18 protein-coding genes are annotated in these 14,241 nt (G+C 34.9%); 10 read left to right on the forward strand and 8 right to left on the reverse strand.

Annotated features, from left to right (window positions below; genetic code table 11):
* Positions 1–275 precede the first annotated feature (275 nt).
* The 8 genes from SM122_RS09005 to SM122_RS09040 form a co-directional block, all read right to left on the reverse strand.
* Positions 276–1,652 carry a DNA methyltransferase gene (locus SM122_RS09005; protein WP_324738266.1) on the reverse strand — a complete coding sequence of 459 codons (1,377 nt, stop codon included), beginning with the start codon at positions 1,650–1,652 and terminating at the stop codon, positions 276–278.
* Between the two features lie 55 nt (positions 1,653–1,707).
* Complete coding sequence (locus SM122_RS09010; RefSeq protein WP_324738267.1) at positions 1,708–2,544, reverse strand: hypothetical protein; 837 nt, start codon at positions 2,542–2,544, stop codon at positions 1,708–1,710.
* 2 nt (positions 2,545–2,546) lie between these two features.
* A complete protein-coding gene (locus SM122_RS09015; protein WP_324738268.1) occupies positions 2,547–2,720 on the reverse strand; it encodes a YlcI/YnfO family protein in 174 nt (57 codons plus the stop codon).
* Between the two features lie 245 nt (positions 2,721–2,965).
* Positions 2,966–3,652: a LexA family transcriptional regulator gene (locus SM122_RS09020; RefSeq protein WP_324738269.1), complete on the reverse strand. Its 687-nt coding sequence runs from the start codon at positions 3,650–3,652 to the stop codon at positions 2,966–2,968.
* 8 nt (positions 3,653–3,660) lie between these two features.
* Positions 3,661–4,521, reverse strand: coding sequence for an ImmA/IrrE family metallo-endopeptidase (locus tag SM122_RS09025; RefSeq protein WP_324738270.1), 861 nt, complete (start codon positions 4,519–4,521; stop codon positions 3,661–3,663).
* Positions 4,522–4,619: 98 nt separating this feature from the next.
* On the reverse strand, positions 4,620–6,056 hold the full coding sequence (locus SM122_RS09030; protein ID WP_324738271.1) for an AbiH family protein: 1,437 nt from the start codon (positions 6,054–6,056) through the stop codon (positions 4,620–4,622).
* A 114-nt stretch (positions 6,057–6,170) separates the two neighbouring features.
* A complete protein-coding gene (locus SM122_RS09035) occupies positions 6,171–6,587 on the reverse strand; it encodes a pyridoxamine 5'-phosphate oxidase family protein (RefSeq protein ID WP_045759903.1) in 417 nt (138 codons plus the stop codon).
* A 58-nt stretch (positions 6,588–6,645) separates the two neighbouring features.
* A complete protein-coding gene (locus SM122_RS09040) occupies positions 6,646–6,987 on the reverse strand; it encodes a helix-turn-helix domain-containing protein (protein WP_045759902.1) in 342 nt (113 codons plus the stop codon).
* A 648-nt stretch (positions 6,988–7,635) separates the two neighbouring features.
* Between SM122_RS09040 and SM122_RS09045 the strand changes: the two genes are divergently transcribed.
* From SM122_RS09045 to SM122_RS09090, 10 genes are all read left to right on the forward strand, one after another.
* The gene (locus tag SM122_RS09045) at positions 7,636–7,818 is read left to right on the forward strand and encodes a hypothetical protein (protein WP_247913749.1); all 183 of its coding nucleotides are present in this window, start codon (positions 7,636–7,638) and stop codon (positions 7,816–7,818) included.
* Between the two features lie 34 nt (positions 7,819–7,852).
* Complete coding sequence (locus tag SM122_RS09050; RefSeq protein ID WP_006149313.1) at positions 7,853–8,149, forward strand: hypothetical protein; 297 nt, start codon at positions 7,853–7,855, stop codon at positions 8,147–8,149.
* A 21-nt stretch (positions 8,150–8,170) separates the two neighbouring features.
* Positions 8,171–8,632 carry a conjugal transfer protein gene (locus SM122_RS09055; RefSeq protein ID WP_324738272.1) on the forward strand — a complete coding sequence of 154 codons (462 nt, stop codon included), beginning with the start codon at positions 8,171–8,173 and terminating at the stop codon, positions 8,630–8,632.
* Positions 8,633–8,645: 13 nt separating this feature from the next.
* A complete protein-coding gene (locus SM122_RS09060; RefSeq protein ID WP_324738273.1) occupies positions 8,646–10,334 on the forward strand; it encodes an FtsK/SpoIIIE domain-containing protein in 1,689 nt (562 codons plus the stop codon).
* A gap of 207 nt (positions 10,335–10,541) precedes the next feature.
* Entirely contained in the window at positions 10,542–11,774 is a 1,233-nt protein-coding gene (locus tag SM122_RS09065; RefSeq protein ID WP_195327458.1) for a replication initiation factor domain-containing protein, read from the forward strand.
* Positions 11,775–11,788: 14 nt separating this feature from the next.
* Complete coding sequence (locus tag SM122_RS09070) at positions 11,789–12,022, forward strand: hypothetical protein (protein ID WP_045759896.1); 234 nt, start codon at positions 11,789–11,791, stop codon at positions 12,020–12,022.
* Position 12,023: 1 nt separating this feature from the next.
* Complete coding sequence (locus SM122_RS09075; protein ID WP_195327460.1) at positions 12,024–12,581, forward strand: conjugal transfer protein; 558 nt, start codon at positions 12,024–12,026, stop codon at positions 12,579–12,581.
* Between the two features lie 11 nt (positions 12,582–12,592).
* Positions 12,593–13,588 carry a conjugal transfer protein gene (locus SM122_RS09080; RefSeq protein WP_324738274.1) on the forward strand — a complete coding sequence of 332 codons (996 nt, stop codon included), beginning with the start codon at positions 12,593–12,595 and terminating at the stop codon, positions 13,586–13,588.
* A gap of 9 nt (positions 13,589–13,597) precedes the next feature.
* Positions 13,598–13,822 carry a TcpD family membrane protein gene (locus SM122_RS09085; protein ID WP_003005585.1) on the forward strand — a complete coding sequence of 75 codons (225 nt, stop codon included), beginning with the start codon at positions 13,598–13,600 and terminating at the stop codon, positions 13,820–13,822.
* A gap of 2 nt (positions 13,823–13,824) precedes the next feature.
* Positions 13,825–14,235, forward strand: coding sequence for a conjugal transfer protein (locus SM122_RS09090; protein WP_195327462.1), 411 nt, complete (start codon positions 13,825–13,827; stop codon positions 14,233–14,235).
* Positions 14,236–14,241: the final 6 nt, after the last annotated feature.

The raw sequence follows: 14,241 nt of genomic DNA on the forward strand, positions 1-14,241 counted from the left end.
AAGAAAATATTAGAAGAGCGATCTGGCATATCAGACGTCACCTAAACGAACTATTGAATTCACAAGATGAAAAATATAGAAAACATGAAATGTTTCATCTAAGATCTAGTATTGATTGTTTAGAACGTGTAATGAACAACGAAAAACCCCTATCCGCCAATGGATAGGGATGAAGTATTTTAAAATTAAATTAACAAACTTGATGAAAGCTATAAATATTGTGATGTGAAAATAATCTTCTTTTCAAAGAGGCACTTCACTTCTTCAAGGTGCTACTATTTCGTTAAAATTAGAATATCTTCTCTGAGATCATATTTGTGAGAAGTGCTGTTTTTAAATTGCCATAGCAGTATCTCAGATTTTCTATAACCAATATCTAATCCCAGTTCACCTAATATCTTTGCAGTCTGAATATGAACCATTTTAAAAGCATGGGAATCACTAACCAATAACGCTATAGATCCACCAGGTTTCAAAACCTTATAAGCCTCCTCTAAAGTCTTATACATGCCACCAAAATATTCCCAAACTAATTTTGTATAGAGCTTTTCGAAACCACTGGTTGCACCATCATGATCAAGTCTCTTTTGAATTTCATCAGTTACTTGCCGAATGCTTTCAAATTTTGACACTTTTTGCCTATCATTATCATCCTTATAAATATTTGTTGTAGAACCTCGAATCATCCTTTTTTTTATCTCACGAAATTCTTGCAAATCTGTAGCAATTCCATCAAAAATTAACTCCAGTCGAGTATGTTTGGTATATTCATGATCCCCAGGATAGGGAGGGGATGTGATAATAAAAGAAATCGACTCTGGCTTGACAAATTTTGTCATTACTCTGGAATCACCTAAAAACAGCTGATGTCCTGTCTCTTTTTGTTTGTCAGATATATTATCTAAATCAGATATTATTCTTTGGATCTTCAAATCAAATAAGTTTACTACATCAACATCATCTTTAGGTTTCTTAATTCCAAATCCGGGACCATAACTTACATTTGAAATAGGAACCAAAATTGAAGTTAAAGCAAATTGAAATAGATCTCTATTAACTAACTTTAAATTATCAATTATTTGACGAATTAGGATAGCTTTTGCAAAAGGTTTATCACTGATATATCTTTCTGTCAACATATCTGGACGATATTTTTTTACAACATCTTTATATTTCTTTTTAAATACATCCTCTTCAAATAAGGATATTGAATTATCATTTTCAGCAATATCAAAATCATAATCACAAATCTGAGATTCAATTTCTTTCTTAAGTAAACTATACTCTTGTTTTATTTGTTGCACATCTCTGTCCCAATTAAGTTTTATTGTTCCAGCTTTGTACATGAAGTCATTTGCATCTATACCAATTGACTTAACACCTATTGATTTTGCATAAATAAGTGTAGTCCCAGATCCCATAAATGGATCTAAAATTACATCATTATGATCCACTCCTAGTTTTGAAAACATATATTTAGGAAATTCTGGTGTATAACCTAATACAAAATTATACCAATTATGAATGGGGAAATCATTTGCTTTTGAAGCTTTCCCATCATAAGTCGATATTATTGGTGTATGATCCAATTTATGTAAATCTTCACAAATCTCACAATGTTTCCTTGTTGGTGGATTATATTTAAATGCCAAAAAACTTCTCCTTAACACTACTAATAGTAAATTAGATTATATCAAATTATTCTAATTAATTCCATGATGGAATTGTAGGAGAAATATTCACTCTAACATATTTTTCTAAAACTAGAAAATTATTGGTTTGATTTGGAGCCATAATTCCGATATCTAAACCATAATTCCTCATCACAAGAGCAAGTGGCTTAATTGTTTTATTAGGTATCTTACTTAACACCGTTTTATACCCTCCCCACATTTGCTCTAAATTAATATCATCATTAGTGGTCAAAGCTTTTGCTTCACATGGGTAGAGTATATCATTATTAATGTCTATATAAAGCCCATCTATCTCATTAGGTTGCCATTTTTTAGGATTCTGTACTCTGATTACTTGATACTCTGTATCAATATCGTTTGAATAAATAACTTTTGTTAAAATATCACAATAATCCATTACTGAAAACAAGGCAGCCTCATCATTTGCTAGCAAATCCCCATGTTGAATTAAACTTGGTACCGTATTCGCAATGTCTAAAGTCTCATCAGGTACAGGTGGGAAAACAAGCCATGAATTTAATGCATTACCCAGTCCAACATAAACAAACTCTCCTGCAAGATTCCCACTATCCGATTTACCAGTTTTTTTCCGTATATCATACCCTAAATTGATTATACTTTGTGGCAACCTCTTTTGAATCCCTCGGTCTTTTCTAGTTAAATCGAGAATAGTATTTGAAATAGAGGCAGGTTTATCAATTCTACACTCATCGTAAGCTTCATTTACATCATTTAGAGTGAATACGATATTTTGATTAGGATTATTTTGATCATAATACTTGTTGAAAATGGCCTCTAATACTGGGAATTTTTTAGAACTATATACCGTACCATTATATGTGAAAGTCATTTTTACTCCTTTTCTCTATTATCTAAAGCATATTGACAAGCTTGAATTACAAAACTTGAAAATGTTTCATCTGTACCAACCAAAAACTCTTCAATCTCTGAAATTAGTTCCACTGGAAATCTAATTGTCTTGTTTTCTGTTTCTTTTTTCTTCTTTTGTAATACAAATTTTTCCATACCTACCTCCAAATACACTTTAATACAATTTTCATTTAATAGATGCATTGCAATTTGCATTGCAAAACCTGATAATTAAATCAAAAAAAAAGTAGTATAATAACTACTTTTTTAAATATAAGATAAAAGATTACAAATTGGGAATTATGAAAATTTAAAACTTTGTTAATCTTTTAATACTATTTTATCCGCTAATCATAGAAATGATCACACAAAAACAATATCTCAAAGCTCAAATTTTTAAACTACAGCTCCAACGGCATAAAATTCCCTACAATAATCCCTACAATTCTAGGATCTTCATCATACGAAAGAAAAATATCTCGATATTTTGGATTGATAGAAACTAATCGTAAACCCTGTTCTTCCTGGTAAACTCTTTTAATGTATGTCTGATTATTACAGACTACTGCATATACTGCACCATCATAATCAAACCCTGTTTCACGAATGAGAGCCACAGAACCATTTTGATATTTGGGTTCCATTGAGTCACCAGAAATCCATGAGGCGAAATCGTGGGCTAGTTCTTCATCAAAATAGACAGTATCATAGTTTTGATCGTTATACACCGATGAGCCGATACCAGCAGACATTTGTTCGTAAACATGGTATTCGTATAGTTTTTCCGATATCGAAACAACATTCTTACATTTTTCTTTTTGAACTAGGCCTCTGACATAACTAAGTGCATTATTCTTACCTTCATCCGATAAAGTATTATATAGTCGGACGATTTCGACCTCTGTAAAATAACCTTTTGGAACATTTAGAATCTGCTCCAAAAGCTTTATTTTTTCTCTAGATGGTTGTTTTATTCCGCGTTCCCATGCAGAATAGGCTTGGTAGGTAATACCCAATTGATCTGCAATATCTTTTTGAGTCATTTTTAGCTCTTTTCTACGAGCCCTTAGTTTTTCTGGTTGGTACATCGTTTCCCTCACATTAATAGTAATTTCAATTCAGCTTTTTGTTTTGCCTCTTTGTCCGTTAGCTTATTTTTATCCCAAACATAAGCTATAGATTTTCCTTTGTCATAAATGAGCCATATTTTTAAATTGTCACAGCTAGTCTTTATTGTTTTCCAATTCTCTTGATTCAGAAGTTCGGGATATTCTTGACTAGTCACGAAGCCTTTTTTGATTACTGATTGCTCAATCTTATTGATTAGAGAAGTCTGATAGTTGTTGAATTCCTTTATAATCTGATCTTTGACACCGTGAAACAAAAGGAGTAGTGGAGCATTTTGTCCATCAATATAATCATCGATAGCCTGCTTAATGGTACTTTCTTTTCCAGAATAATATTCTCTAAGAAGATCTAAAAGTCGAAAGAACAATGCCTGTTTTGAAACATTCAGGCTATTTTGAATATGTTGAAAGGTGTCACAACTATAATAAATCTTTGACAACAAAACAATGTCAGGCATTAATACAACAGCAGAGAAAATATTCGCTTCTCGCTCTAATAGGCTCTCCTGATTATCAATAGATTCTGCAAAATAATTACCTTCATGCTCTAGTATAAAATGTCCTAGCTCGTGACACAGAGTGAAATTTTGTTTCACAATGGGATTATCCTTTTCATAGGAAAAACTAATGCCTAAGTCATCGATAATAGTTAATCCTTCAATCTTATGATTTGAGAAATGGTGACTAATCACTTGAATCTGATATTCCTGAATACAATGTTGAAAGAAGTACTTGAAATTATAGTTTAATAATGAAATATCGTTGTCCTTCATGTACTGGTATAACACATGTTTTGTAGACTTACTTATTCTTGTATACAATTCATCCAAAGAATGATACCTCCTTTAAGTATTATTCACAAAACTAAATCAAATTGGTTGAGTTTATTGTATAAAAAAAGTGGACGAGTGTCCACTAGAAATCAGAGTTACAATTCTACAATCTTAATTCTATTGTTTTGAATAAGATCTCTGAATATATCTGTATTCGATTGCTTATTTATTGAATATTCTCCGAATAAGGACGAAATAGAGTGAATCAATTCCCTCCTTTTCTTATCAGTAGTTGTTCCCTTGTAGACATTATAAACAAAGATAAAATGTACTTCAGGATTGTCAACATAACTATCCAAAATTTTTCTAAAATAACCATAATCAGCTTTGGATAGAGAGTGTCCAAAGAAAATTATTTCTTTTATAGATGGACTAAGAATTTCAGACATACTACTGTTTCTAAACCATTCCTCAAACATTTCTTTTGTATATAAATCAAGAGTTCTTGATGTCTTTGTAAATATATACTCGTTTGATAATGGAGATAAAAACTCATCATCCACACCAAAAATAATCTCTTGAGTCTCCGAATCAAGACGACCATGTAAATTTAAAGTTTTGATGGGATTTCCTTTAAAAATTGGATGAAGGTATTCCGCTCTATCTCTGTTTTCAGACATATCCCAGGGCGTTGTATAGTTAAACGTTAAAACGTTATAAGTTGAATTTTCCGTGTCTTTTCTAATTTTTTTTAAAATAGATTCTATCAAATCCCCTGCATTTTTTTGATAGGCAAAGCTCATCTCGTAAATACTTAAAGTAAGATATTCTCTAAAATCCATCTCTAGCTCTTTTAATTCTGCTAAAAGAACTTGAGCAACCATCGGAAATAATTCTTTCTCTAATTTACTTTCAAACGTGTCTTCAAATTTTTCTCTATCGATTGTACTACCAATGTTTTTTTCATTATATTCATAATACTCTTTCCATAATTCATTCTCTTTTTTTCTAAATTCTATAAATAAATCTTTAGTGCCTTTAACTTTAAAAGAATCAAGCTTTTTATTCAGTAAATTATATGACAACAATTCATATATCTTTTCGATTTCTTTATTGTTCAGATGACTAATTCTTTGAGTACGTATCATAGATTCGCCATTTTGATAAATTGAAAGCAAACTATCACCGATGTTCTCCACAATATTCATACTATTATCGTTAGTAGTCAACTGATTTGCAATTTGATTTTCAACTTGAAACCAATCCGTATCGTTGGTCATTTTTCTATATAGAAAAATTATATACCATGAATTTAATTCAGGCACTATCTCGCTTTTTCTTATGCCTTCGTCATGCGCAAAGTTGATATCTTTTAAGTATCGCTCAATTTCAGAAAGAGTATATTCAAAAATATTACTATAACCATCTTTTTGAAGCTCTTCGTTATTATAATTGAGTTTATTTTCTAATATATACTCCAAAAACTTTTTATAATCAGAAGGAACTCCGCATGTTAAATCAAAGCCATTACCCAATACTAAAAGTGTTTTTGGTAAGTCCCCAATATTTAAAAATTCTGTTTTATAATCCAACTTCTGTACTCCCCTTTACTAACTCATCAATAGCAACTTTATAGAAATCCGCCAACTTAACTACCGTACTCAGATATATATCCTCACTTTAATCCCCATTTTTGGAACTTTAATTTAAAGTTTTATAGTTTGTATTGTTTCTAGATCTTTGGTAACGATCGCAGTATCAAATCGTATTTCAAATAAAACTAAAGATTCCCCTGCAAATTCAATAGTATTTTTGTAACCTGGTACTTTAGCAATAAATTGTTCCGCCACTTCAAAAATAGTTTTGGTACTTTTTTGAACTAAACCCTTAGCTTTTACGTGTTCATTCCCAGAGTGTGGAATTGTAGTAAATGCAATATGAGAGTTTGATTCCATTTCCTTAATCTTATCATTACCTTTGAATGATGAGAAGTAGAGTATATTATTGGTTGAATCATAAATAAAATTGACTATTCTTACATTTGGAATATTGTTTACAGATGTCGCTAAGGCTATTTCTTTTTGTTCAGACATTATTTTCAAAAATTCTTTTTTTACATCCATTCTTAAAACACTTCCTTTATTCAATGTAATTATCTAACAAAAAAGTCTAATTTTAAGTTTACTTGTTTTTTTCAAATGCTTCTTTTCTCTTTTCCATAAATTCAATCAGTTCTTTTTTGAAGATTTCTTTTTCTTTCTCAGTTAAACCCTTTGAATTCATACGGAAAAGCAATTCAATATTATCTAATTCATCTGATTTTTCTTCTGAATTTCCAACTAAATAATCAATTGATACATTTAAAACTTGTGCTATCTTAACAAGATTTTCTTGGGTTGGTTTTTTCTTGCCTCTCTCCCAGTCTGCATAGGAAGATTGTCCTATCCCTAATCGTTTAGCGAGTTCAACCTGAGTTAGGTGAGCTTGTTTTCGTAATTCTTTTAAACGTTCTGCAAACGCCATAGTTATTCCTCTTCAATTTTTTTCAAAAAAATTTTAAAAACCCTTGACATTTATCGCCAACAGCGATAAAATATAAATATAGCTGGTAGCGATATTAGAGATCAAAATAATAATCCCTACCAATTGAGATCATTGACAATTAAATAAAAAGTGCGTCTGACAACCAGATGACTGATCATCAGAACAACACATAAACTTCGTACCTTTATTGTAAATGTTTTGATAAGAAAAGTCAAGTCCGTTTTATGGTTGAAGCGAAGATATAAAACAAGTATTTGTGGGCTTCCACGCATTTCGGACTTTCGCACTTTTCCGAATAGTAAAGTGAACTGGCTTCGCCAAAGGGCGTAAGAGAATCTCTTGGGTATGATCAAGACTACCTAAAGAGATTGGCTGGGAAAGCGATGGTAATTCACGCAAAGCACCTTGCTAAACGTTGCCACCGTGGAAAGAGGGATCTTTCCAACCAAATAACTTTTCTTTACTGCTGTCTATCTACTAAGATAGACTTACTCTCAAGCTACTAAGTTCTTTCCTTTTTTCACTTAGTAGCTTTTTTACTTATTACAATAAAGGAGAATGATATGACAAACTTTTTTCGCACTACAGTGTAAACGACTCTATGATAACTATGAATTTACCTATGGTATGTTTAGTGAATCTGATAAACTACAGGCTAAACTTTATGCTCAAGCTCAAGTAGATCTAGATCATCTGGCTCAAGATGCTCGTAGGAATGGCTATGCTCATGGAGATATTCAATTCTATAGTCGCATGTTTAAACGAAAACTTTTTACACACTATTACTCAAGAGTGAAGCAACTAGCTTAACTCTTTTTATTTTACACTCAGAAAGGAAAATCTTATGATCTCAGAAACACTTAAAATGAAACCAGAATTTATTGGCCCTGCTTACTACGAACGTTTAGGAAATGCTCCTAAATTTATTTTTGGAAAAGAAGGCAAATACCAACGTCACATTCTAAACAGTGCAGAGCACGGTGCCTTTCATGTCATCACACCAGCCTCTACAACGGTCTTCCCAGAAGATGCTCTAGTAGAAACTGTTAACCCAATCTTTTTCCCAGATACTGCTCTAAATGGCAATACTGTTGCACCTTATCTCAATGTCTTTGCGGAAAAATTGGTAATTAAAAAATAAGAAATAAAAGGAGAAAATCACATGGCTAAAATTGGATTAAACTACGGAGAAAAATTACAAATTGCGGATAAAACTTATCGTGTTATTACAGACGGCTTAGATGTTCCAGCTGTCCTTGGAAAACTGACTTTCCGAGGCATTGAAGGTCCTGATATCATCTTTGAAGTGGATCGCTCACAACGTAATCCTGATGGATCATTTGTACAAGTCAATACAGGTGAGATCCGTGGAATTGTCGTAGGGATTCACTCTTCTGTACAGCATGAAACCCTCTTTTTCACCATCGCAGATATGTCTGAGTCTGAAATTGAAGACTTGGGCATTAAATACCGAGAAGAGGTTGAACTAGAAGATATTGTTATCACGCATACCCACGTCAATCGTAATGATATCTATAAGCTCTTTGCTTCTAAAATCAAGAAAAAAGCTGGTGGTACACCAACTAAAGAAAACAAACCGGTAGAAAATAAGAAGGACAACTAGGAGGTGATACACTATGAAACTCTTTACCTATCGCGGGAAAAGAGTTCACGCTTTTCATCGTAAACTAAAGGGAATCACATGGTTTATCTGGTGGTTTCCTTTTTTGTTGGCTATTAGTTACTACAGCTACTTACATCTAGAAGAATTAAAAGTCCATCCCTTACCCCAAGGATATTTTCTAGGAGCTGGGCTTCTCTTTTCTTTAATCTTCTCTTGGTTTATCAATCGGGTTTGCTACAGGAAGATGCTCTTTTTTCAAAAGCTCAACGGCCTTCGAATTCTATCTCGTTTCTTGCTAGAGAATAACCTCTATCTCGTTAAAAAGGTTAAACGTGAAAACAAGATCATTGAAAAAATCACCTTACCTCAAGTGTATGTCAAACAGTCTCGCTACAAGATTGAAGTGAGTCTCATCTTAGAAGGTAATAAATTTCAAGATCGTTTTCTAAATCTTGGGGCCACGCTTGAAGTCATGTTTAACGGGGACTTTCGCAATAAAACCTTTGATAATCGCTTTATCAAATATGAAATTGCTATCAACCGAATTGATAGCAGAATCACCATCGATGAAGTAAAAGTCAAAGGCTCAAAACTCCAGCTCATGAAAGATGTATCTTGGGATTATATTGAAGAACCTCATCTTCTCATTGGCGGTGGAACAGGTGGAGGAAAAACCGTTGTTCTCATGACCATTATCTATGCACTAGCTAAAATCGGCTTTGTCGATATCTGTGATCCAAAAAATTCGGATCTATCTGGATTAAAGAAGATTCCAGTTTTTCATGGTCGAGTCTATACAAGTAAGGAAGATATCATAAACTGTTTTAAAGACAATGTAGAGTTCATGGAAAAACGCTATGAACGGATGTCTACTTCCCCAAAATTCCAAGCTGGAAAGAACTTTACTCACTATGACATGAAACCAAAATTCATTTTAGTGGACGAGTGGGCAGCTCTCATGGCCAAGATTGATCGTGACTATAGCCAACAGTCAGAACTTATGGAATACCTCTCCCAGTTAGTTCTAGAAGGTCGTCAAGCTGGTGTCTTTATCATCTTTGCTATGCAACGGCCCGATGGGGAATTTATCAAAACTGCTCTTCGGGATAACTTTATGAAACGTCTCTCCGTCGGTCATTTAGAATCAACAGGATATGACATGATGTTTGGAGATGCTAATAAGACTAAAGAGTTTAAAAAGCTGGATGAAATCAATGGAGTAAAGGTCAAAGGACGGGGTTATATCGCAAATAATGGTGAGTTGGCTGGTGAGTTTTTCTCTCCTTATGTACCGCTCGATCAAGGTTTCTCCTTCTATGATGCCTACTCTAACATTCCGATCATGGAGTTTGAAGGAGAAGAATTCTCAGTATTTGAAGAATACAAACCACCAGTTGAAACAATTGACCCTATAGAGGAAGAGGAGACTATAGAAAACGAACCAAACAAGAGAACGCTCAAGGAATTTTCGGACGAACAAAATCTTAAAATGCCAACCTTGCGCAAGATTATCTATCTCTTAACAGAACAAGGGATCATCTTTGAACGGACTGTATCCGCTATTCTAGTGGATCCTTTTCAAGAAAAACTTCTTCTTGAAATCCTCGCTCAATTTGAAGAGGGAGGACGCAGATCTTATCCAAAAGCAGTTGAAGCGACGATAGTTCATCATGGGCTAGGACAAGGGCAAGGGCAAGCCTGACCGCAGGTCAGGCGCAGACCGTAGCCCGAAGTCTCTAGGCCATGATGAAACTTCAACCCCCGTTTTCTAATAGGGGGGTTACATTTGGCAAAAACGCCAAGTCCACCCCTCCTCATTCCTTATGGGAGTTGGGTTTTCAATTTTTATGAAGTGTGTCACTTTCGTCAAAAAAGTGTGTCACTTTGCTAGAAAGAGGTGTTGCGATGAATGGACAAAATTAGTCCTTTTCATATTAAGAATTTCAGAAAACAAACAGGACTTAGTCAAAAAGCATTTGCACAAGCTGTTGATCTACCTACAAGAACCTATCGCTCCTATGAAACAGGCGAAAGAGGACTGACGATTGATAAGTTTAGAGAACTTAAAGAAAAACTTGGTTACTATCAAGATTGCGATAAAAACAGTCTTCGAGCTCAGATCGACTATCTACGATTGACCTTTCCTAGATTAAAGGATTTAGACGCTTTCTGTGAAAACTTCCTTCACTGTCATCTAAGCGAATTTACAGACCAAGAAACTCGTCTCATGAATTATACCCACTTATGGCAACGAGGAAACATCTGGATTTTTGATTTCTTTGATAAGTCTGTGACCAACGACTACCAAACTTGTCTTCAGCTATCTGGTCAAGGATGCCGTGAGCTGGAATTGCTTCTAGAAGACAAGGGAATCACTTGGCAGATCTTTCTTCAAAACATTCTTTATTCCTATGAAGATGTTCGGGTGAAGCGTCTCGATATTGCTCTAGATGAACTCTATAAAGGCTATGGTCACGAGGACGAACAAATTCAAATTCCTAAATTGATTGATAAACTCTATTCCAAAGAGATTGTTCTAGATACGATCAAGAAATGGAATATCACAGGTGGTGGATCTTTCACTGATAATGAAGATATGGAAGCTAATCACGGCTTGTCCATTTATTTTGGGAGCCGTCAAAGTCAACTCTACTTCAACTTTTATGAAAAGCGCTATGAAATAGCTCGAATGGAAAACATCTCCTTGGACGAATCCTTGGAGATTTTTGGTATCTGGAATCGCTATGAATTGCGTTTTTCAGATCAGAAGGCTCAAGGTATTGTGGAGGAATATATCAACGGTGTAGACCTCGGAGAAATTGCACGAGGCATCATAAACAAAGAAATCCAAGTCTATGATGGTCTCACTCGCTTTGGAGCCTATAAACCCGATGAGAAATGGCAACAGCTCTTTGGAGGAGTCGAACCCTTAAAACTCTCAACCAACCCTCAACCTTACAGTATTGAGAGAACGATTCGCTGGCTGACCTACCAAGTTGCTAACTCCCTTGCACTAGTCACTGAAGCAGATAAAATCCTGCAAACAGAATACATGAAAATGATTCAAAACAGCGGAGAGATCACAGATCGAGGAAAAGCCATGTTACGACTTCTCAAAGCCAATAAACACTATGAACACTAGAAAGGAAAAACTATATGGAATACAAAGTTCAAATCAATTCACTAGACAACTTTAAAGCCTGGTCTGGGGGACTAACCACCTTGAACACTGTCCGTGAACGTGGTGGAGTAGATACTCTAACCGTCATTTGTGAAGATATCTTCTCTGGTGATACACCAACAGAAGGACAAATCAATGACTGGCTCTGGTTTGATTCAGATTTTATCTACCAAGCTTTAGGCTACGATGATCTGCTTGAGGCTTCTTGAGATGCTGAAGAAGATTTATCAAGCAGATTTTCTGCTTCTTCCAGAACAAGAATTCTGGCATATGTACGTTCTCTTACGAAAAGGAAAGGACTTCTACTATGAATGCGCTGGAAGATCTACCGAAAAACCACCAGATGCGAAAGGTTTCTATGACTATGAACATGCCTGTTTCACGCTAGATGGTCAAGTGTTGAGCGTAAATAAGAAAATGCGCGCCTCACTGATTGCTTATATTCAAAAGACCATCAAAGAAAACCAAGAAACATTTAGAAAGGAAATTGAAATGGCCACTAAAACTATTTTTGAAAAGAAAGTCTCTCAAGTTACGAATGAACTGGGAGAATTACTTAAAAAGAAAGATCACAGAGAGGCTTGGACCAAAGCTGGAGAATTAAATAGTCTTCTAAAAAAAGAAGAAGCCAAAGACCTAAAACCTGACTTGATCGAACAACTCCATACTGAGTTACGAGGCTACTATTACATTAATAGCGAGATCGAAAAAGCCAATAAGCGACTCTATGCAAAGGGCTCAAAGCTCATTGAACTTGCTAGTCTCTAAAAGGAGGATCTATGGATAAAGCCAAACGCTACTTGCTTCAAGCAAAAGAATATCTCTCACACTTCAAAAAGGTGGAGAAAAAAGGAGGCCCACCAAAACTAAAAGTCACCAATAAAAAGACCGTCAATATTGCAGTCATAGGAGGAATTTCTTTCCTCCTTTTTGTTGGTCTCTTGGGTTCTATTCGTGCTATCACACTCTCAAATAAGGTAGGTACACTACAAGCTCAAGTGGAGGCTACTAAAAAACAAAAGGCACAACCAATGGAGTCGAGTAGAAAATACGACTACAAACTCCAGTACTACTTGAACGACTATGTCTACGCTTATTTCACCCTTCCACAAGAAGGAGACAAACAACAAGCTCAAGTAGATTACCTAAATAGCTTTTACAACTTCATTCCTGATGTGAAAGCTCAAGGTCAAGTTCGAAATCCTAGTGAACTTCTCTATTCTCAGTTAGTCACTGTAGAAGGAAAAGTTGCGACCTATAAGATCAAATACAAGGAAACGATCCGCCGAGATAATAACACGGAAGAAAAAGAAATTGTGACAGGTTTCAATATTCCATTTGATGAAAAAGATGGAAAATACTATATCTCTGGTCTTCCTTGGTTCTCTGCTATTGAATCCTCACAAGCTGGACACTTTAGCGAAGACGATCAGCTCCAACTAACCGCGAATGATCACTTTTCAGATGGTCAGCGTAAGAAAGTTGAAAAGTTCCTCAAGGTCTTCTTTACCAACTATACTACTAACCAAGACAACCTCAATCTGATTGCTAAGGATGTGGATATTATAGCCAATACCACCTTCAAAACAATTGATTATACCTATCTTAAAAAAGATGGAAAAAACATCATCGCATATGTCCAAGCAACCTTTGAGGTCGGAGGAACCACTCACTCGGAAAACTTCACCTTTACCCTCTCAGAAAAAGAAAAGACCTACTATGTCACAAAACTAGAACACACCATTCCACTGAACTATGCAAATGATAAAGAATAGGAGAACTCTATGAATACAGACAATCTACGAACCTTCCTCCAGGGCGATGGAATTTGGATCCTGACAGCCATTGCCGTGCTCTTAGCGATCAAGGCATGGCGAAACAGTTCTTGGCTTCAACTCTTCTCTGTCGTTGGTTTCTATGCCGTTATTGTTTCAATTGCCAAAGGACAAGATATCCTAAAAGCAGTCGGCTGGTTCCTGCGACTCTTCGGTATTGAATCAGGACTTTAAGTATGAATGAAGAAAGACTTTATGACTACAGTAAGGGTTTAAATGCTCCTTATTGGATCCAAGAAATCAAGACAAAAAAGGGCACTCGACTATGGTACTTTGCGACACCGATGCAGTTGTCCTTTTTCATTGTCTTTATCATCGTCTTTGTGGCCATGTTACTCTTTGGAGGGTTTATCTTTGTGCCACTCGCAAAAATCACTCACTCAATTTCATTGCTGCTCTATTGGTATCTCCCTTACAAATTAGCTAAGTTCTATACTGAATACGAACCTCACGGTAAAAAGATGCATGTCTTTATTGTAGATTACCTGATTTACTTCTGGGATTTTAAGCTAAACAAAAAAGCTATCTACCATGAAGATCGAATAGAGCCTGTAGAAGAAATTGTCTTTGAAAAAACAAATCTATAGAAAAGG

The organism is Streptococcus gingivalis (assembly GCF_035544715.1).
GTDB classification, from domain to species: domain Bacteria; phylum Bacillota; class Bacilli; order Lactobacillales; family Streptococcaceae; genus Streptococcus; species Streptococcus gingivalis.